This window comes from Pseudobutyrivibrio ruminis HUN009, assembly GCF_000703005.1.
Classification (GTDB): domain Bacteria; phylum Bacillota; class Clostridia; order Lachnospirales; family Lachnospiraceae; genus Pseudobutyrivibrio; species Pseudobutyrivibrio ruminis_A.
Map to the genome: position 1 here is coordinate 1,016,232 of NZ_JNLH01000001.1, position 21,156 is coordinate 1,037,387.

15 protein-coding genes are annotated in these 21,156 nt (G+C 39.6%); 14 read left to right on the top strand and 1 reads right to left on the bottom strand.

Translation table 11 applies throughout. The features are described from left to right. Position 1: 1 nt before the first annotated feature. From BO15_RS0104570 to BO15_RS0104605, 8 genes are all read left to right on the top strand, one after another. Positions 2 to 1,213, top strand: a complete 1,212-nt coding sequence (locus BO15_RS0104570) for a radical SAM protein (RefSeq protein ID WP_033152804.1) — start codon at positions 2 to 4, stop codon at positions 1,211 to 1,213. Between the two features lie 93 nt (positions 1,214 to 1,306). Then, a complete protein-coding gene (locus BO15_RS0104575) occupies positions 1,307 to 3,316 on the top strand; it encodes an HAD family hydrolase (protein WP_033152809.1) in 2,010 nt (669 codons plus the stop codon). A 63-nt stretch (positions 3,317 to 3,379) separates the two neighbouring features. Next, positions 3,380 to 4,960, top strand: coding sequence for an ATP-binding protein (locus BO15_RS0104580; protein WP_033152810.1), 1,581 nt, complete (start codon positions 3,380 to 3,382; stop codon positions 4,958 to 4,960). Positions 4,961 to 5,077: 117 nt separating this feature from the next. Continuing rightward, positions 5,078 to 5,290, top strand: coding sequence for a helix-turn-helix domain-containing protein (locus BO15_RS0104585; protein ID WP_033152811.1), 213 nt, complete (start codon positions 5,078 to 5,080; stop codon positions 5,288 to 5,290). 346 nt (positions 5,291 to 5,636) lie between these two features. After that, positions 5,637 to 7,658: a methyl-accepting chemotaxis protein gene (locus tag BO15_RS0104590; RefSeq protein WP_033152812.1), complete on the top strand. Its 2,022-nt coding sequence runs from the start codon at positions 5,637 to 5,639 to the stop codon at positions 7,656 to 7,658. A 118-nt stretch (positions 7,659 to 7,776) separates the two neighbouring features. Continuing rightward, positions 7,777 to 9,360: a glucose-6-phosphate isomerase gene (locus BO15_RS0104595; protein WP_033152813.1), complete on the top strand. Its 1,584-nt coding sequence runs from the start codon at positions 7,777 to 7,779 to the stop codon at positions 9,358 to 9,360. 99 nt (positions 9,361 to 9,459) lie between these two features. Beyond that, on the top strand, positions 9,460 to 10,155 hold the full coding sequence (locus BO15_RS0104600) for a hypothetical protein (protein ID WP_033152814.1): 696 nt from the start codon (positions 9,460 to 9,462) through the stop codon (positions 10,153 to 10,155). A 3-nt stretch (positions 10,156 to 10,158) separates the two neighbouring features. Next, positions 10,159 to 10,785, top strand: coding sequence for a YesL family protein (locus BO15_RS0104605; protein ID WP_033152815.1), 627 nt, complete (start codon positions 10,159 to 10,161; stop codon positions 10,783 to 10,785). 59 nt (positions 10,786 to 10,844) lie between these two features. Here BO15_RS0104605 and BO15_RS0104610 read toward each other — a convergent pair whose 3' ends face one another. Beyond that, on the bottom strand, positions 10,845 to 11,711 hold the full coding sequence (locus BO15_RS0104610) for a hypothetical protein (RefSeq protein WP_033152816.1): 867 nt from the start codon (positions 11,709 to 11,711) through the stop codon (positions 10,845 to 10,847). An 851-nt stretch (positions 11,712 to 12,562) separates the two neighbouring features. On the opposite strand from BO15_RS0104610, the gene uvrB reads away from it, so the two are divergent. From uvrB to BO15_RS0104640, 6 genes are all read left to right on the top strand, one after another. Beyond that, positions 12,563 to 14,551, top strand: coding sequence for an excinuclease ABC subunit UvrB (gene uvrB / locus BO15_RS0104615; RefSeq protein ID WP_033152817.1), 1,989 nt, complete (start codon positions 12,563 to 12,565; stop codon positions 14,549 to 14,551). 15 nt (positions 14,552 to 14,566) lie between these two features. After that, the gene (gene uvrA, locus BO15_RS0104620; protein WP_033152818.1) at positions 14,567 to 17,389 is read left to right on the top strand and encodes an excinuclease ABC subunit UvrA; all 2,823 of its coding nucleotides are present in this window, start codon (positions 14,567 to 14,569) and stop codon (positions 17,387 to 17,389) included. A gap of 412 nt (positions 17,390 to 17,801) precedes the next feature. Further along, the gene (locus tag BO15_RS0104625; RefSeq protein WP_033152819.1) at positions 17,802 to 18,785 is read left to right on the top strand and encodes a rod shape-determining protein; all 984 of its coding nucleotides are present in this window, start codon (positions 17,802 to 17,804) and stop codon (positions 18,783 to 18,785) included. 150 nt (positions 18,786 to 18,935) lie between these two features. Next, complete coding sequence (locus BO15_RS0104630; RefSeq protein ID WP_033152820.1) at positions 18,936 to 19,742, top strand: flagellar hook-basal body protein; 807 nt, start codon at positions 18,936 to 18,938, stop codon at positions 19,740 to 19,742. A gap of 28 nt (positions 19,743 to 19,770) precedes the next feature. Beyond that, positions 19,771 to 20,589, top strand: a complete 819-nt coding sequence (locus BO15_RS0104635; RefSeq protein ID WP_033152821.1) for a flagellar hook-basal body protein — start codon at positions 19,771 to 19,773, stop codon at positions 20,587 to 20,589. A 90-nt stretch (positions 20,590 to 20,679) separates the two neighbouring features. Continuing rightward, complete coding sequence (locus tag BO15_RS0104640; RefSeq protein WP_033152822.1) at positions 20,680 to 21,138, top strand: hypothetical protein; 459 nt, start codon at positions 20,680 to 20,682, stop codon at positions 21,136 to 21,138. Positions 21,139 to 21,156: the final 18 nt, after the last annotated feature.

A 21,156-nucleotide genomic window follows, 5' to 3' on the forward strand; every position in this document is an offset into this window, starting at 1 on the left:
GATGAGATGGACTAATCGAGGAAAACAATATAAAGAAATATCAGACCATTTATCAAAAAGAAAAAAGATATGCTTATATGGGAATGAATCTTCAAGGGAGTTTTTCTTGTTAAATATATGTCATCCATTCCTTAGAAAAGCTGTGGACTGCTATATTACGATAGATATAACAGCAGAAGAAAAAGATGTATATCCATATCCGATATATTCCGATGATATACTGTTTAGTCAACATGACGTGAGCCATATTATTGTTGTCACCCAAATGGATGAGTATAGAAATAAGATGGTTGAAAGATTAAATAGAGCAGGATACACTCATGGATGGGATTATTTTCTATATAATGATTCTTTTTGGGGCGATATTTATGGATTAAATCATCCGTTTTTGCCACTTTTTTCGCTTTATGCAATGAATAAAGTGTATACAACATCTGGATGTATTGTGCCAGATACAACATGTAATCTGAATTGTAGAGACTGCCTTAATTTCACGCCTTATTTAAAGAAGCATATTACATATGACTATGATTGTATTCGTAAAGATGCAGATTTGTATTTTAAGTGGATTGATTATTCTGAACGTTTTCAAGTATCCGGGGGAGAGCCTTTGTTGTATAGAGATTTTAATAAAGTGATAAAGTACATAGGCGAAAACTATAGAAATCAAATTGGGGTTTATGAAACTGTGTTTAATGGGACCGTTGTACCGAGTGATGAGACTTGTGAACTCATAAAAAAATACGATATGACAGTATATTTGGACAATTATATTGATTCAATAAAAAAGCAAGCTAATCAGCGGGAAAAAATCATTCAGAAGTTTGAAAAATATCAAATTAAATGGATTGATAATACTGTTGAAGAGTGGTTCTCATTAGATATAGAAAATACAGATAATTCTTGGATGAATGAAAATGAGTTGACGCATTATTTTGATAGTTGTAATAATCCTTGGCATGCGTATGATGGAGGGAAACTGTATTCATGTAATTTTGCTAGATTTGCATCTAAAGCAGGTTTATACGATGAAAGCCAAAATGATTATTTTAACTTAAGTAAAATGACAGATGAGCGACGTGGAGAATTGGTTGAATTTATGCTTGGATATACAACAAAAGGATATGTAGATTTTTGCAAGAACTGCTCGGGATGGGGACCAAGCAATAAGAATAGAGTCCCTGTTGCAGTGCAGCTTGAAAATAATACATAACTTATAATTGGAAGTAGATGGAATGTTGCCAATTTCCTGATGTGGTAAATAACTACGAATAGATGGAGATGGTTAAAAAACAAGGTGCGAATTTTGAATAAAGAATGGTTGTGTAATTTTAATTCCATAGCACTCTACGGTCTTGGTACCGAAACAGAAAGGCTCATTTCCCAGTGGGGAAGTGGGCCTAAAATAGTTGGTTTATTAGATGGTTTTAAAGAATCAGGCGAAGCATTTGGCTATCCAATTATTTCTTTGCAACAGGCTATTGATCTTAAAGTTGAGAGAATAATAGTTGTTGCTCGTCCAGGATCATGTAAGGTGATTGCAAAGCGTATTAAAGACGCTTGCATAGCGAATGGTGTAGAAGTATATGATGTTCGTGGAAATAATTTATTAGAAGAAAAGAGAGCATCCTATGAATTTTCAAATATCGAAACCTATACCAAAGATGATTTATTCAAAAAGATAGATGAATCAGATGTAATTAGCTTTGACTTTTTTGATACCCTCATCAACAGAAAAATAAGTGATTACACAGATATATTTGATTTGGTTGCTAATCAAGTAGGTGTCAAAGAATTATCGCATATACGAATTGCTGCTGAAAAAGAATTATCCCGTAATTCATCTCCAACACTTCTTGATATTTATACATGGGTAAAAGAAAAACTCACTGGTATAAAAGAGTCGGCTGAAGAATTAGCATCTATCGAATTTCAAATAGACAGTAAAATGGTAGTTCCTAGAGATGGTATGACTACTATTATTTCACATGCAAAGAAAAACGGGAAAAAAGTAATTCTTACAAGTGATACTTATTATTCAAAAGCACAAATGGAGGAATTGCTGGCAAAGTGTGGACTAGATATATTTGATGAGTTATTTGTCTCTTGCGAATATGGTACATTCAAAACACAGAAACTATTTTCACATGTTATTGAGGCAAATAGAGAAAAGAAGATTCTTCATATTGGAAATGATGAATTTGCAGATATAGAGAAAGCAAAGGAATATGGAATCGACACCTTTCACATATATGGAAATAATAGCATCATGGACGCGCTTGGTGGAATGGGAGTTGAATCGATAGCAGAGACATATTCTGACAGAGCTAAGCTTGGATTGTTTCTTTCAAGAAAGTTTTTAAGCCCATTTCAATTTGAGAATGGCGCAAAAATAGAAATAAATGATTGTTTCGATATAGGCTACTATATATGCGGTCCGATGATAGTAGATTTTATGCAATGGATGATTGCAAAGAAACAAGAACTTGGATTGGACGGCATCTTATTATGTGCGAGAGACGGGTATTTACTGGAGAAAATTTATAATAGATTTTGTGAAGATAAAGATGGTTTTTATTTTTTGACATCCAGAATATCTGCTATTCGTTCAGGAATAATGGATGAAGATGATATTAATTATGTAGATAGCATGAAATTCTTTGGTACCGAAAAGGAAAGTATGTTAGTCAGGTTTGGAATAGAAGAAGACGTAGATGCCAAAGATAGGAATGCGCTAATATTGGAAAAGGCAAAGGATAAACGCCGCAACTACTTAAAATACATTGATTCATTAAATTTGCCAGATGGAAAACTAGGTGTATTCGATTTTGTAGCTAAGGGCACGACGCAATTATTTCTACAGAAGTTTATGCGTCAGCAAATGAGCGGATTGTATTTCTTACAACTTGAGCCGGAGTTTATGGCTGATAAAGGTGTAGATATAGAATCTTTCTACACAGAAAAAGAGCGTGATACCAGTGCTATATTTGATAACTATTATTTTCTAGAAACTATTCTTACATCACCTATGCCATCTGTTGATGAATTTGATGAAGCGGGACAACCTGTATATGCAAAAGAAACTAGAAGCGATGAGAATCTGGAATGTGTATCGCGAATGCAGCAGGGAATTATGCAGTATGTAGATGATTATTTAGAAATTGTTCCCGTGTCCATGAGACAGCAGAATAAAATGTTGGATGAGGCATTTTTAATTTTAATTGGAAAGCTGGAAATTACAGATCAGTCATTTAAGAATCTTGTTGTAGAAGATCCATTTTTCGGAAGGATGACAAATATAGTTGATGTGATGTAATATAATTGTAATTACTAATATTTGTATAAGCATATCGTTAGAACAGCAAAATGGAGAATAATTATGGAAAAGAAGCTGCCATTGGGAATACAAAATTTCGAAAAAATAAGGACTGAAGGGTACTTATATATAGATAAAACAGAATATGTATATAAATTGGCTCACGCTGGGATTCCATATTTTATGAGTCGTCCACGTAGATTTGGTAAAAGTTTATTGGTTTCCACATTAATGGCATATTGGGAAGGCAAAAAAGAACTTTTCACAGGGCTTGAAATAGAAAAATTGGAAGCTAATAATAAAGATGCTTGGCAGCAATATCCGGTTTTTTATTTTGATTTTAATAAAGATACATATTCTAGAGAAAATGCCTTAGAAGAAGTATTAAATGAACACTTGACTAGCTGGGAGCAAATATATGGCGATGAGAAAAGAGAAGCATCATTGCCGGAGAGATTTCGATTTCTCATTGAAAATGCTGTAGCTAAAACTGGAAAAAATGTAGTAGTTCTAGTGGATGAATATGATAAACCCTTGTTAGATGTTATTACTGACACTTCTAAGGAAGAGCATAATAAGGACGTATTCAAAGGTTTCTTCAGTACATTAAAAAGCTACGACAAGTATATCAAGTTTGTTTTTTTTACTGGGGTAACGAAGTTTAGCAAAGTTAGCATATTTAGCGATTTAAACCAGTTGACAGATATCTCTATCAATAAGGAATTTGCAGCTATTTGTGGAATAACAGATAAGGAAATAGATTTATATCTTTCATCATACGTTAGTAAAATGTCATTATCTTTAGGTTTAACTGAGGCTGCATGTAGAGAAAAACTAAAGAAAATGTATGATGGATATCATTTTCATAATGATTCTCCTGATATATATAACCCATATAGTCTTTTATGTTCTCTTAATAATAATGAGTTCGAGCCTTATTGGTTTAGTACTGGTACACCGACATTTTTACTCGAAAAAATACAGAATGAGGATTTTGATGTAAAACTAATTACTGAAGGTAAGCTTTATGCTGAAAGATATGCTTTATTAGAATATAAGGCAGATGAGATTAATCTGATCCCTTTACTGTACCAAACAGGCTATTTGACTATAAAGAAGTATGATGCAGAAATTAACGCATTACTGTTAGATTATCCGAATGATGAGGTTAGATATAGTTTTTTAAAGAGCCTTGCACCTATGTTTATGTATAATAGCGAGGGCATATCACCTCTTGAGATTAGATCTTTTATTAATGATATTCAAAACAATGATTTGGAGGGAATGAAAAGGCGATTCGAGTCATTATTTGAAAGCTTGCCTTATACGAATAATAAGGATGCAAAGCTAGTTGAACGAGATTTTCAAAATGTGATTTATATAGTGTTCATTTTATTGGGACAGTTTGTAAAGGTTGAACCGCATAGTGCTAATGGCCGTGCCGATTGTATAGTTGAAACAAATAAAAGCATATTTATATTCGAATTCAAAGTAAATAAGACTGCACAGGAAGCACTAAAACAAATAGAGGACAATAGATATTTGATTCCTTATTCAGCAGATAGTCGAGATAAATGGATAATAGGGGCCAATTTTTCAACTGAGACACGAAACATATCAGAATGGGAATATAAATGTGTGTAAGATTCTGAATTGACATAGCCGTACGGCGAAATGTATAATCAAAATAAGATTATATAGCCGTACGGCTAATTTTATACAATGCAAAGGCAAATATAGCCGTACGGCTAAGAGGTGTTTATGAAAGTAACAGATTCAAATTCATTTGGAACAGCAATAAAAAACAAAAGAAAAAAACTGGGATATACGCAGAAGTATATATCAGAATTTACAGGAATAAGCGCAAGCTTTTTGTCTGATTTGGAAAATGGGAAAAAGACTATTGAATTAGACAAGGCTCTGAGAATAGCAAATCTATTAGGGCTTGATGTGGAGTTGAATGAGAGAGGGTAATATATTCCATCCTTCCTGCCGATATAAAGAATATAAAACAAAAGAATTGATTCTTTCGGCAGGAAGACCAAATCTCCGTTGGCTGATTTGACAAAGGTCAGGTTGGCTGACGCGAAGGCACAGCGGAAAGACAATTCGAGAAAGGAACTAATAATGACATTATCAGTATTCGCTTAGGAGCTGCTTTTTAACTTCTGAATGAAGTTGGGAGGCAGCTCTTTTTAAGTCTGTGATGTATTGACCTCAATCAATATTAGGACTATGATGAGTTTTGTGCCTTTTTGGCGAGGCAAAAAAGACATATTTGAGGATAGTGTAAAAACTACCTATGAGTGGAGGTATAATAATGAACAAAAAGAACAAAGGACAGGAGCGAGGCAATAAGAAAATTAGTAGGCAGCTATTGATGGCATTGATTCCAATGATTGCAGTTGCTATTGTTTTTGTAACTTCTTTTGTGGCAATTCGAGCAAAATCTGTAATCACAGAATCTGCTACAGATGCCTTAAATCAAGAGTCTAGAGCTAATTCCTTGGATATCGGCTCTCAGCTTGGAGACATTTTAAACTATTTTGATAGTGCTGCCGATTTAGTAGAATCGGGAACATTTATGGATGATTCGGAAATCGCAGCTATCTTGCAGCCATCATTAACAGCTTTTGAACAGGTTCCAAATGGTTGCTATATAGGATTATCAGATAAAACTTATATTGATCCATCAGGGTGGGATCCAGGGGCAGGTTACGACCCAACTCAGCGTGATTGGTACAAAGATGGTGCTGATAAATCCCAGATGACACTTGGTGCACCTTACATAGATGATTCAACAAATGAGATGATAGTATCTGCATCACGTCAGATTACATTGAAAGATGGCAGAAAAGGTGTAATGGCAATCGACATTTCCTTGTCAGATATTTCTGCTACTGCAAGTCTTTATCAGCCTAGTGGAATTGGCAAAACAATGCTTTTCTATGAGAATATGATTCTTGCTCATCCAGAGACAGAATTCATAGGAACAACAATCGATTCACACAGTGATGATCCAATGACTACAGCTATTGGAAAAGAACTATCTTCGGATCAGATTGGCAAAGTAGAAGGAATTCAAATAAAAGGTACATATTATTTTGTATCATTTAATGAAGTGCCAAATACAAACTGGATAATGGCTGCATATGTGTCTAAAAATGCTGTGTTAAAAGAACTAAACACATTCATGTATATAAGCATGATAATTGCAGCAGGCATTGTAGTTGCAATCACAGCTATACTTCTTAGTTTGATTAACAAAATGATTACAAAGCCAGTAAGCAACCTTACTGAAAATATCACAAGGATTGCTAGTGGTGATTTCACTGTTGAAATTCCAGAAGGTGGAAAAAATGAAATCGGAATCATGAATAATAATATGCATGATTACGTGGCTAGCATGAGAGAGACATTGGTAGAAATAAAATCAATGTCAGGAACACTTGCATCAGAAGCAAACACAAGCAAAGAGGTTTCAACAGATCTTAATGAACGTGCAGAGGACCAGGCAAGTGCAATGCAGCAGATTCAGCTAACTATGGAAGACATGGCAAACGCCGTTACAGAGCTTGCTGAGAATGCGACTGATCTTGCGCAGCAGGTTGACGACCTTACACAGCAGAGTGAATCAACAAAAGAAACTATGGATGATTTAGTATCCGCAGCCCGTACTGGTCAAAAGGATATGGAAGCTGTGCAGTCTGGAATGACAGCTGTTGCTGATTCTATGCAGGAAATGAATGATGTTGTTTGCTCTGTAGATGAATCAGCAAAGAAGATTGATTCAATTGTAGATATGATTAATTCAATCTCTAGCCAGACAAATCTACTTTCTTTGAATGCTTCAATTGAAGCTGCGCGAGCAGGTGAAGCAGGTCGAGGATTTGCGGTAGTTGCAGATGAAATTGGTGCATTGGCTCAGAATTCTGCGGAAAGCACTCAGCAGATTTCGGAGATTATCAAAGAAATCTCAGAGCAAATCAAGCTCTTATCAGAAAAGGCTCAGCAGAATGTTGGGGAAATCAATCAAAGTATGGAGTCTGTAAATACAGCAGGTGAAACTTTTGAGCAGATTTTCAAGAGCCTTGATAATGCTAGTGAAACTGTTGGAGAAATGATTCAGAAAATTGGAAGCATTGATGGCATAGCTTCTGCTATGGCGGCTATTTCGGAAGAACAGTCAGCTAGCACAGAAGAAGTAAGCGCTACAGCAACAACACTTGCAGAGGGAGCTGAGCAGGTTGCATCTCATTCAAAGAAAGTGGATGGAAGCGCTACAGCAGTATCAGAGTCTTCTGTAAGAATCGAAGATTTGATAAATCAATTTCAAGTGTAATAAATAGGAATTATTGTGAAAAAGCCGTGGTGTTTCTTGAAATACCATGGCTTTTATTATAAAATTTTCACTGAAATCGTTTTCAATATACATTGTTTTATATAAAGGAGTGTTCAAAATGGTAGAATGGAAAAATTTTGATAAGCTCGAGTCATTCAAGACTCTCCAGAGGCTTAAGAATCAGGTAGAGCTCAAGACAGCTATGGCTGGTGCAAATGGTGCAAAGCGTGTTGCTGAGTACTGTGTGCCAATGTCAAACGGCATGGTTTATAACTTCGCTTCAAAGCAGGTTGATGACACAGTTCTTGATGCACTTGCAAAGCTTGCTGACGAGGCACAGCTTGTTGACAAGTTCGCAGCCCTCTACAACGGAGAGGTTATCAATACAGGTGAAAAGCGTCTCGTTCTTCACCAGCTCACACGTGGTCAGCTTGGCGATGATGTTATTGCTGATGGCGTTAACAAGAGAGAATTCTATGTAAAGCAGCAGGAGCGCATCGCTGAGTTCGCTAACAAGGTTCACGCTGGCGAAATCGTTAACGAAGCAGGCGAGAAGTTCACATCTGTTGTTCAGATTGGTATCGGCGGATCAGACCTTGGTCCTCGCGCTATGTACCTTGCTCTTGAGAACTGGGCAAAGGTTACAGGTACATTCAAGATGGAGGCTCACTTCATTTCAAATGTAGATCCTGATGATGCAGCAGCTGTTCTTGCAGGCGTTGATGTTGCTCACTCTATTTTCATCCTCGTTTCTAAGTCAGGTACAACACTTGAGACACTTACAAACGAGTCATTTGTTAAGGATGCTCTTAAGAACGCTGGTCTTGATGCTTCAAAGCACATGATCGCCGTTACATCAGAGACATCTCCACTTGCAAAGTCATCTGATTACCTTGATGCATTCTTCATGGATGATTACATCGGTGGACGTTACTCATCTACATCTTCAGTAGGTGGCGCAGTTCTTTCACTTGCATTCGGTCCAGATGTATTTGCTCGTTTCCTTAACGGTGCAGCTGCAGAGGATGCTCTTGCAAAGAACACAGATATCCGCAAGAACCCAGCATTACTTGATGCACTTATCGGCGTATACGAGAGAAACATCCTTGGATATGAGTCTACAGCCGTTCTTCCATACTCACAGGCACTTAGCCGTTTCCCTGCTCACTTACAGCAGCTCGACATGGAGTCAAACGGCAAGAGCGTTAACCGTTTCGGCGAGGCAATTGATTACGTTACTGGTCCAGTTATCTTTGGTGAGCCAGGTACAAATGGACAGCACAGCTTCTACCAGCTCCTTCACCAGGGAACAAACATCATCCCTCTTCAGTTCGTTGGCTTCAAGAACAGCCAGATGGCAACAGACGTTGTAATCGAAGGCAGCACATCACAGCAGAAGCTCAAGGCAAACGTTGCAGCTCAGATTATGGCATTCGCTTGTGGTAAGGATGACGACAACCGCAACAAATACTTCGAAGGCAACCGTCCATCATCAATCATCGTTGGTGATCAGCTTACACCTGAGACACTTGGTGCACTTCTTGCTCACTTCGAGAACAAGGTTATGTTCCAGGGATTTGTATGGAATGTTAACTCATTCGATCAGGAAGGTGTTCAGCTTGGTAAGGTACTTGCAAAGAAGGTACTTGCTGGCGATACATCAGATGCACTTGCAGCATACGCAAAGCTTCTTGATATCTAATCGAATATAAAATGTTTATTAAAAATGGCTATCGCTTATTGCGGTAGCCGTTTTTTTAGTTTACGATAAGTTCTAGACGAAATAATGGAGCGGGGTATTATGGCATATCAAGATAACGAGCAAGAACAGGTTACTAAAACATGGGCAGGGGAAAAAGCAAAGCTAGCCCAGATGCCGCTGGATAAAAAGATTGGATACGTATTTACGTATTATTGGATGCACATGCTGATTGTGCTTGTCATCATCGGAGTGATTGCTTGGTTCGTCCACCATCAGATGACGTACATAGATTACAAGCTTTACGGAGTTGTTATCAATTCATCTCAGGTTGATGAAAATCTAGAGAAGACAATGCCAGATTTGCTTGGCATGGATAAGCACGAAGGCTTCTCAATGGTGGCTGGTTTATCCGGAGATGTGGATGCAAATTCAACAGCCTACTACAATCAAATCGATATCTATACAGTATCAGGTCAGATGGATTTCGCCTTCACTGATGAAGCAGGCGTCCAGTATTTATGCGACCTTGGCACACCACTTGATGTGACAAAGCAGCTTCCCGACAATCTCTTAGATTTATGGGCAAATCGCGAAGCTACCTTCAGTCAACGCAACGAAAATGATGATACATACTTCGATAACTACGCAGCCATCGACATTTCCGGCACAAAAGTGCAGGAATACTTCGGCTTGGACGACACCATGTGTTATTTAGTTATTGTTGATTTATCAGGAAATGAAGAATACATGCAGAATTTCTACAATCTGCTTTATGAAATAGAAATAGGAGAATAGGTTTTGGAAAAATTATTTAACAACAGATTTATTGACGGGATTTCAAAAATCGCAGACGTGATTTTGATTAGTTTTTACTTCTTGGCATGCTCATTGCCACTTGTGACAATCGGCGCCAGCTCTACAGCCCTTTACTATGCCACACACAAATGCATTTACAAGGGCCGCGGTTACACCACTGAGTTCTTCCACTCATTCAAGGATAACTTCAAACAGTCCACATTATCATGGCTGATTTTCATTTTGCTATACGCAATCCTTGGGGGCGACATCTACATCACCAGAAATTACTTATCCCCAGATAGCCCATTTGCTGCAGCATCAATTTTCTTCATGGTGCTTCTAGTATTCACAGTGCTTTGGGCAATCTACCATTTTGCGTACATCGCCCGCTTTGAAAATGGCTTCAAGGAATCCTTCAAAGTCTCAGCAGTTTTCATGATTGCAAACATCGGCTGGACTTTGGTAATGCTTGTGCTTTTGATTGCCATATATTACCTTTGCTATAGATTCCTATTTTTAATCTTATTCGCGCCAGGAATTGTTTCTTGCACATTGCACCCAATTCTCGAAAAAGTCTTCCGCAAATACATGACCGAGGAGGACATCGCAAAAGAGGATGAATTATAGAATACAACGAGGATGTCAATAGATAGGCATCCTCGTTTTTTAGATAGAATATAAAGAAGTTATTTTAGGAGAAATGTAGCGATTTTATCATCAATAAGCTCGGCACATAGTGGCTGCTCCTGAGTTTCAAAAGAAGGGATGACGTCTCGCCCCATATAGAGCTTGTTTTTTTCGTATAATGCCATTTTGATTAGATTTTGAGAAGCATAATTAGGATTGTCAGATAGACCAAAATGTTCCCAAATAAAAGATTCTCGAGTCTTTACATTTAATACAAAAAAATCTGGATATTTACTGATTCCATTTATTACAATCTTTGGTTCGTAAATATAAGGAATGTCCATCATTTGTAGCTTATCGGCAATTATTTTTTCAGACTTTGAACGCACCTGTTCTCCTTTATTTGTTAAATAAATTGTTTTTGTTGGAAAAGTATTTTGGCAAGCTGGTGTAAGGGAATACCATTCTCTAATATAATCTTCAATTGGACTGATAATGGGTGATATCATACTTTGTTTTCCTTTCTTAAAAGAATGATAAATTTGATCAAGTTCATAAGGAAGATTAACCTGCTGCTTATGTTCGATTCGTTTAAGCTGATTATAAAGAGCATTAAGAATCTTTAGATTATAATCTCTTTGACATATAGATGATATTAATAGTATGTCATTAGCTGAAACGTATTTACCAGTTGCTGAGTTATCAGCATAATAATAGTAACGAGGATAGCCCTTGCTAGTATGCAACTGGATTCGCCCGGTAGGCGCCTTTGTCAGTGCCTTTTCAGTAGACTTAATATATGATCGAATTAGGGAGATTAGTTCTTCAGTAGTTGGCATTCTCACTATTGTCTGTGTTGGATGATTGGGCCATCCCGTATTGTTATAAAATATAGAAGGACGATTTGATTTAATCTCAGTAACCATTAAAACTCCTTTGCTAATTATGTGTCTTTTGGATAAATAATGCCACGTGAGATGATTGTAGATAAAAGTTAAGTGGTAATTATAAGAAAAGGAAAAAAGCGCACATTTTTTTGAAAAATGTAAGTGTATTTTTGAAGAATGAAATTAGCACTTATGCATTTTTATATAAGTATAAGTGGAAATAATTAATGACTGAAAAACGCTTAACAAAAAAAGAGAGAGGATAAGCGATTTTCGAAAGATTAGAGAATACACTTAACAAATAAAGTTGAGCGGTAAACTTTTTCATAGATAAGTTGAAATACACTTAACTTTTCAGAGAAAAAGTAAGCGTAATAAGAAAATAGAAAAATGCACTTAACTATCTTAAAGAGAGAGTAAGTGGTATAAAAGGATTAAGAATAAACACTTAAATACCTAGAAGTTAAGCCCATGCTAAAAGCTGCAGAAAGTTACCGCACAACCAAAATCTACAAAAATCTACTCATATCATGCCATTATTCAATTGTCTTTGGTGGGAAAGTGCCGATTTATCGACGTGACATGCACATAATCACTGTAATGCTGCTGTTCATTACAAAATTGATTCTGCATGAAATTGAAATGTGTGTTGTGAATCACACGAGTGTTATATATAACATAGATAAAACAAAAATGTCAAGTATAATAACGCGAGAGAGAAACATTTTATTTAACAAACAAATGTTTGACTTATCCAACCTCTGTGATATAATACAATACATACGATTGCGCACAATTGAACCAGGGCTCGTTGCAGAACTGGCCCTAACTTACAAAGGGCCGCAATCACTACCCATTCACCCACACATGTTAATTTGGAGGCTTAAACTATGGATTTCAAATTACATTCAGAATATAAGCCAACAGGCGACCAGCCTCAGGCAATCGCAGATTTGGTGCGAGGTTTCAAGGAAGGAAACCAGATGCAGACACTTCTTGGCGTTACCGGATCTGGAAAGACTTTCACCATGGCCAATGTTATCGAGCAGCTCAATAAGCCTACCTTGATTATCGCTCACAACAAGACTTTGGCAGGCCAGCTTTACTCTGAGTTCAAGGAATTCTTCCCAGAAAACGCTGTTGAGTACTTCGTGTCTTACTATGATTATTATCAGCCAGAGGCTTATGTACCTAGTACTGATACGTACATTGCGAAGGATTCTTCAATCAATGATGAAATAGACAAGCTGCGACTTTCAGCCACAGCTTCATTATCAGAAAGACGAGATGTAATTATTGTCTCGTCTGTTTCTTGTATTTACGGCATTGGCGAGCCAGACGATTTCCAAAACATGATGGTTAGCCTTCGCCCAGGGGATATGAAGGACAGGGATGATGTTATCCATGAACTGATTAACATCCAGTACATGCGAAATGACATGGATTTTGACCGAGGCACATTCCGTGTTCGCGGTGACACGCTAGAGGTTATCCCTGCCAACACCAGCGATTACGGCATTCGCATCGAGTTCTTCGGAGATGAAATTGACCGCATTTGCGAGACAGATATTATGACAGGACAGGTGAAACGCGAGCTTGAGCATGTGGCGATTTTCCCAGCCAGCCACTATGTTATCCCACAGGACAAGATTAACGCAGCTTGCGCCAGCATCGAAGCAGAGCTGGAGGAGAGAGTGAAGTTCTTCAAATCCGAGGACAAGCTTATCGAGGCTCAGCGTATCGCAGAGCGTACCAATTTTGATATTGAAATGCTGAGGGAAACAGGCTTCTGCTCCGGCATCGAAAACTACAGCCGTCACATGACAAATCAGCAGCCTGGGGAGCCACCAAAGTGTTTGATTGATTATTTCAACGACGACTTCCTTATTATAGTGGACGAGAGCCACATCACATTGCCACAGGTTCGTGGTATGTTTGCAGGTGACCAGGCCCGCAAAAAGACGCTGGTAGAGTATGGCTTCAGATTGCCATCGGCCCTTGATAACCGTCCTTTAAACTTTGGTGAGTTCGAATCAAAAATCGACCAGATTATGTTCGTGTCAGCCACGCCAGGTGATTATGAGGAAGAGCACGAGCTGCTTCGCACAGAGCAGGTTATCCGCCCAACAGGTCTGTTGGACCCAGAGGTTGAGGTTCGCCCAGTTGAGGGCCAGATTGATGATCTTTTCAACGAAATCCAGAAGGAAGTTGAAAAGAAAAATAAGGTTATGATTACAACTCTCACCAAGCGAATGGCAGAGGATTTAACAGACTACCTTGCCGAGCTTGGCGTGAGAGTTAAATACATGCACTCCGATATTGATACCATGGAGCGTGCAGAAATCATCAGGGATTTGCGACTGGATGTGTTTGATGTTCTGGTTGGAATCAACCTTCTTAGAGAGGGATTGGATATTCCGGAAATCACCTTAGTAGCAATCCTGGATGCTGATAAGGAAGGCTTCCTTAGAAGCGAGCGCTCACTAATTCAGACCATTGGACGTGCCGCTCGAAATTCTGAGGGCCACGTTATTATGTACGCTGATACTATGACAGAATCCATGGAAAAGGCTATCTCTGAGACAGAGCGCCGTCGAGAGATTCAAAAGGCTTATAACAAGGAGCATGGAATCACTCCTCAGACAATTCAAAAATCAGTTCGCGAGCTTATTTCTATTTCTAAGGAAATAGCCCACAAGGAGATGCAGTTCAAGAAGGATCCAGAAGAGATGAACAAGCAGGAGCTTGAGAAGCTCATTGGAGACATCCAAAAGAAGATGAAGAAAGCCGCAACAGAGCTTAACTTCGAGGCTGCCGCAGAATACCGCGACAAGATGGTAGAGCTAAAGAACATGCTTAGAGATATGTCTGAAGAGTAATAAGAGGAAATTATAATGAAAGAAAGAAAATACATTAAAATAAAGGGCGCCAACGAGCATAATCTGAAAAATATTAGTCTGGATATTCCTCGTGATGAATTTGTTGTTCTCACAGGATTATCAGGCTCAGGTAAATCTTCGTTGGCATTCGATACAATTTTTGCCGAGGGACAGCGCCGTTACATGGAGTCTCTTTCTTCCTACGCGCGCCAATTCCTTGGCCAGATGGAAAAGCCAAATGTAGAGCACATGGAAGGTATGCCACCTGCCATCTCAATTGATCAGAAGAGCACCAACCACAACCCACGTTCTACAGTCGGCACAGTTACAGAGATTTACGACTACTTGCGTCTGTTATATGCTCGATGCGGCGTGCCTCATTGTCCAAATTGCGGCAAGCCAATCAGCAAACAGACTGTAGACCAGATGGTTGATGCCATTATGGCACTTCCAGAGCGTACAAAGATTCAGCTTCTTGCACCAGTTGTCAGAGGCCGTAAGGGTACACATGAAAAGCTTTTTGAAAAGGCAAAGAAATCGGGTTATGTTCGTGTAAACGTTGATGGAAATGTATACGATTTATCTGAAGAGATAAAGCTTGATAAAAATATAAAGCACAACATTGAAATCGTTGTTGACCGACTTGTTATAAAAGAAGGTATCGAAAAGCGTCTTACAGATTCAATCGAAGCAGTGCTCAAGCTAGCAGAGGGCCTGATGATTGTTGATGTTATCGATGGAGAACCAATCAACTTTTCTGAGGGATTTTCATGTCCTGATTGCGGAATCAGCATTGACGAGGTGGAGCCACGAAGCTTCTCCTTCAACAATCCATTTGGTGCCTGCCCAGAGTGCTTCGGTCTTGGATACAAGATGGAATTTGACGAGGACTTAATGATTCCTGACAAGAGCCTTTCCTTCAATGAGGGGGCAGTTCAGGTTATCGGCTGGCAGTCATCCAACAAGTCCACAAGCTTTGCTCATGCTTTGCTTGAGGCGCTTGCAAAGGAATACAAGTTTTCACTGGACACTCCATACAAGGAGCTTCCAGAGAAGATTCGCCACATGTTCATCCATGGATTCGACAAGTCAGTAGATGTTTATTACGAAGGCCAACGAGGCCGCGGAGTGTACCCTACCGTATTCGAAGGCCTTATCGAAAACGTTAGCCGCAGATATAAAGAGACATATTCAGAGTCAGCAAAGAAAGAGTACGAGGAGTTCATGTTCTACAGTGATTGTCCATGCTGTCATGGTCAGCGTTTGAAGAAGGAATCCCTTGCTGTTACTCTGGATGATAAAAACATTTTCGAAATGACTCAGTATCCTGTTCGTGAATTGTACGAAATGATTGACAGTCTCAATCTTACAGAGCAGCAGAAGAAGATTGGTGCTGTTGTTTTGAAGGAAATCAAGGCTCGTTTGAAATTCATGGTGGATGTTGGATTGGATTACCTTACACTTAGCCGTGCCACTGCCACACTTTCAGGTGGAGAGGCCCAGCGAATCCGTCTTGCAACACAGATTGGTTCGGGACTTGTTGGCGTTGCCTACATCCTTGATGAGCCATCAATCGGTCTTCATCAAAAAGATAACGACAAGTTATTAGCATCCCTGAAAGGCCTTAGAGACCTTGGAAATACGCTGATTGTTGTTGAGCACGATGCAGATACAATGCGAGCAGCGGATTATATTGTGGATATCGGACCTCGCGCCGGCAAGGACGGTGGAGAAGTTATTGCAGCTGGTACACCAGAGGAAATCATGGCATGTCCGGATTCCATCACAGGCCAGTACCTTAGCGGAAAGCTTTGCATCCCTGTTCCAAAGGAGCGCCGCAAGCCAAAGGGCTGGCTCACAATCAAGGGCGCCCGCGAGCACAACCTTAAAAACATCGACGTTGATATTCCACTGGGAATCATGACAGTTGTTACGGGTGTTTCTGGCTCGGGAAAGAGCTCCCTTGTAAATGAGATTCTTTACAAGGATTTGGCGAAGCGCCTGAATCGAGCAAGAAAGGTTTCTGGAAAGCACGACGATATCATCGGCACAGAGGCACTTGATAAGGTTATCGATATCGACCAGTCTCCAATTGGACGTACACCTCGTTCAAACCCTGCCACATACACAGGTGTGTTTGATTTGATTCGAGATCTGTTTGCCGGCACAACCGAGGCAAAGGAGCGCGGATATAATAAAGGAAGATTCTCTTTCAATGTAAAGGGAGGCCGATGCGAGGCTTGCTCCGGAGACGGTATCATTAAAATTGAGATGCACTTCCTTCCAGATGTTTATGTTCCTTGCGAGGTATGCGGTGGTAAGAGATACAATCGCGAAACTCTAGAGGTACATTATAAAGGAAAGACAATTTACGATGTGCTTGATATGACAGTTGAAGAGGCTGTGGAATTCTTTAAAAATGTTCCTAGTATCCTCAACAAAATTCAGGCATTGTATGATGTAGGACTTGGCTACATCAAGCTTGGTCAGCCAAGTACAACACTTTCAGGTGGTGAGGCTCAGCGTATCAAGCTTGCCACAGAGCTTTCACGAAGAGCAACAGGCAAAACAATCTACATCCTAGATGAGCCAACTACAGGTCTTCATTTTGACGATGTAAACAAGCTTGTTGAGATTCTGCGTAAGCTTTCTGATTCTGGAAATACAGTTGTTGTAATCGAGCACAATCTTGATGTTATTAAGTGTGCAGACTACATAATTGACATGGGCCCAGACGGAGGTGACCGCGGGGGAACAGTAATTGCCAAGGGAACACCTGAAGACATCGTTAAAGTGAAAAAGAGTTATACAGGTCAATATCTCAAAGAATATATATAAAACCGCATGTTTATTGAGGTGAGGAAGATTGGCAATAGGTTACATTTTTTCACAAAACTTCACATAGCCATCACATAAGCACTGTATATTACTTCATGTACTAGCGGAAAGCTAATACCAAATTTTTCATAACTCAGCGACCGAAGGAGACTTTGGTCGCACTCCCCGAGAAATACGCCAGCGTTTTACGCTGGCTTTTTTATTACTCGGATGCCAGTAGCAGACTAGCTCTTAGTATTACTTAAGGAGCCAATCTCGCGACGAAGTAATACTAAGGCTTGTATGCGTAACTGGCAAAAGGGAGATTAGAAATACTTGAATAATGAAATAATTCGTATATAATAGAAACGTGAAAATGCGCAATTCTGCCGATAAGGCAGTAGAATAGATTAGAATTAGAAAGGATAATAACATGGCAGCATCAGATATCGGAATTGATTTGGGTACAGCAAGCGTTCTTGTATATGCAAAGGGCAAGGGCGTTGTTTTAAAAGAGCCTTCAGTTGTGGCTTTTGATAGAGATACTAACAAGATTAAGGAAATCGGCGAGGAGGCACGTCTCATGATTGGACGTACTCCTGGAAATATTGTGGCAGTTCGTCCACTTCGTCAGGGCGTTATCTCTGACTACACAGTTACAGAGAAAATGATTAAGTACTTCGTTCAGAAGGCAATGGGCAAGAAGAGCTATCGTAAGCCTCGTATTGCTGTTTGTGTTCCTTCTGGCGCTACAGAGGTAGAGAAGCGTGCCGTTGAGGATGCAGCTTTCGCAGCAGGCGCTCGTGAGGTTTCTATTATCGAGGAGCCTATCGCAGCAGCTATTGGTGCTGGTATCGACATCTCACTTCCTATGGGAAATATGATCGTAGATATCGGTGGTGGTACAGCAGATATCGCTGTTATCTCACTTGGTAGCTCAGTTGTCAGCACATCTATCAAGGTTGCTGGTGATGACTTCGACGAAGCTATCGTTCGTTACATGAGAAAGAAGCATAATCTTCTTATCGGTGAGCGTACAGCCGAGGATATCAAGATTAAAATTGGTCGTTGCTTCCCACTTGGCGAGGCAGAGACTATGGACGTTAGAGGACGTAACCTTGTTTCAGGTCTTCCAAAGACAATTACTGTTTCTTCAGAGGAGACAGAGGAAGCACTCAAGGAATCTACAATGCAGATTGTTGAGGCTATTCACTCAGTTCTCGAGAAGACTCCACCAGAGCTTGCAGCCGATGTTGCAGACAGAGGTATCGTTCTTACAGGTGGTGGTGCACTTCTTCGTGGTCTTGAGGAACTCATCGAGGACCGCACAGGCATCAACACAATGACTGCTGACGAAGCAATGACATGCGTAGCTATCGGTACAGGTCGCTATGTAGAGCTTCTTGCAGGAGATTAATTAAATAATATTGAATGTTTGACCCCTTTATATGGTAAAATGATTATGAAAAATAATTATTTTTCCATAAAAGGGGTTAATTTTATTTTTCGGAAAACCGATAAAAGAGATGGAGAGTATTATAACCAAGTCTAAAAGAAGGGAGACTCCATGGTAAAAGGACTCTATACAGCCTATACAGGCATGATTAATGAGCAGAAGCGTCTTGATACTATTACTAACAACCTTGCCAACTCCAACACTACAGGCTTTAAAAAGGAAGGCATGGTGGCACAGTCATTTGACGAACGCCTAGCAATCAAGATTAAGGACACATCAGCACTTGCAAACAGACCAGAGGGAATCGGATACATTTCTCTTGGTACAAAGGTAGGCGAGACTTACACAAACTGGGAGCAGGGCGGATTCCAGATTACCGATAAACCTTCAGATTTAGCAGTCGCAGGAAGTGGATTCTTCGCAGTTGCTTACACCAACAAAGCTGGTGAGACATCTGTTATGTACACAAGAGACGGTGCTTTCACAGTAGACACAGATGGTTATATCAGAACATCCAACGGAGATTACCTTCTCAATTCGGAGGGAGCTCTTACCGGACAGTACGGTGAGGACTATTACGTACAGATTGATCCAGCATTGGAATATGCAGTATCGAAGGATGGTACCATCACTCAGAATGGTGAGGAAGTCGATACAATCGGATTAGTGGATGTAGCTGATTACGATTACATTAATAAATATGGTGAAAACCTCTATTCACTTATTGATGGAGGAGAAATAATAGAAGCAGAAAATGGCTACATAGAGCAGGGCGTTTTGGAATCATCCAATGTCAATGTAGTCGATGAAATGGTTACAATGATTACCATAGCCAGAGCATACGAGGCAGGCCAGAAAATGATTCAGACTGAGGACGAAACATTAGATAAGACCGTCAACCAAGTAGGCCAAGTATAAATGGCCAAATTCTAGGAGGAATTAGCTTATGATGAGATCTTTGTGGGCTGCGGCTTCAGGAATGAAGAGTCAGCAGACATCAGTAGACACAATTGCAAACAACCTTGCTAATGTTAACACTACATCTTATAAAGCTCAGAATACACAGTTCAAGACTTTACTATACCAGACACTCCAGGCAACCAGCACAAACGCAGAGGGTGAAGCAAAGCCTACAAGCGCTCAGGTTGGTCTTGGAACAAGAGTTGCTTCAATCAACTCAAACTTTACACAGGGACCACAGCTTGCAAATGATAGCAATACAGCAATGTGTATCACAGGCGAAGGTTTCTTTGCAGTGCAGGATGGTGAGGAGACTCACTACACCAGAAATGGTAACTTCACATGGGCTATCGATAATACTGGTGCAAAGGTCCTTACTACAGCTGAAGGCTATAAAGTACTTGATCAGGCAGGAAAGCCAATTACACTTCCTGCAACAGCTGGTGAAAATGGATTTACTGTAAATCCAGACGATGCGTCTATTTCATATAGAAATCCTGATGGTACATACACCAACACAGGCCAGTCAATTGCTTTGTACCAGTTTACAAACAGAGTTGGTCTTTCAAAAATCGGTGAAAACTTGTATGATGAGACTGTAGCTTCTGGTGAGCCAGTTTCTGAATGGAATACAAATGGAGTTATCAGAAGCTCTGTTCTCCAGAACTATTTGGAAGGCTCAAATGTCAACGTTGCAGATGAAATGGTAAACCTTATCATCTCACAGCGTGCATATGAAATGAACTCAAAGGCAATTACTACTTCAGACACCATGTTGGAGCAGGCTAATAACCTTAAGAGATAAAGTAACAAGCCTACGCGGAGCGGAGGTTAACTAGTTGATAGAAGAGGGGATGCGGATGATGCCAAATCTATCTAATAGGGGGATTGAGAAATGGATTTAACGAGTATGAATACGTATTTGCAATCGCAATACACCAACCAAGCAAAAGCAGCAGCGGAAACAACTGCCAAATCAATTGGCAATATTTCCCAGAATTCATCAAGAGAAGAAATCGAAGAGGCTGTAAAAAGCTTCGAGACTTACATGATGGAGCAGGTTGTAAAGCAGGTTAAGGAGTCTTTCGTAAACGAAGACAAAGAAAACAAAGACACAAACATGTCGATGTACAAGGATTTGTATATGGACAAAGCAATCACAGAGGTTGCATCTCAGCTTGTAGATCAAATCGGTGGAGATGTAACAGATGATTTTGTTGAGCAGATTATGCGCAACTATGGAATTACCGGAACAACAGGCGCTCAGACAGAATCCGCAGGTGTTGACGCAGCTACAGTTTCAGAAGACATCGCACAGACAAACGCGTCAAAAGTGACAGAAGTTTTAGCATAATGACCACCGCGTACATAT

Coding starts and splice junctions, on each gene's coding strand:
- BO15_RS0104570 (WP_033152804.1), top strand. CDS start 2: ATGAGATGGACTAATCGAGGAAAACAATATAAAGAAATATCAGACCAT.
- BO15_RS0104580 (WP_033152810.1), top strand. CDS start 3,380: ATGGAAAAGAAGCTGCCATTGGGAATACAAAATTTCGAAAAAATAAGG.
- BO15_RS0104585 (WP_033152811.1), top strand. CDS start 5,078: ATGAAAGTAACAGATTCAAATTCATTTGGAACAGCAATAAAAAACAAA.
- BO15_RS0104590 (WP_033152812.1), top strand. CDS start 5,637: ATGAACAAAAAGAACAAAGGACAGGAGCGAGGCAATAAGAAAATTAGT.
- BO15_RS0104595 (WP_033152813.1), top strand. CDS start 7,777: ATGGTAGAATGGAAAAATTTTGATAAGCTCGAGTCATTCAAGACTCTC.
- BO15_RS0104600 (WP_033152814.1), top strand. CDS start 9,460: ATGGCATATCAAGATAACGAGCAAGAACAGGTTACTAAAACATGGGCA.
- BO15_RS0104610 (WP_033152816.1), bottom strand. CDS start 11,711: ATGGTTACTGAGATTAAATCAAATCGTCCTTCTATATTTTATAACAAT.
- uvrB (WP_033152817.1), top strand. CDS start 12,563: ATGGATTTCAAATTACATTCAGAATATAAGCCAACAGGCGACCAGCCT.
- uvrA (WP_033152818.1), top strand. CDS start 14,567: ATGAAAGAAAGAAAATACATTAAAATAAAGGGCGCCAACGAGCATAAT.
- BO15_RS0104625 (WP_033152819.1), top strand. CDS start 17,802: ATGGCAGCATCAGATATCGGAATTGATTTGGGTACAGCAAGCGTTCTT.
- BO15_RS0104630 (WP_033152820.1), top strand. CDS start 18,936: ATGGTAAAAGGACTCTATACAGCCTATACAGGCATGATTAATGAGCAG.
- BO15_RS0104635 (WP_033152821.1), top strand. CDS start 19,771: ATGATGAGATCTTTGTGGGCTGCGGCTTCAGGAATGAAGAGTCAGCAG.
- BO15_RS0104640 (WP_033152822.1), top strand. CDS start 20,680: ATGGATTTAACGAGTATGAATACGTATTTGCAATCGCAATACACCAAC.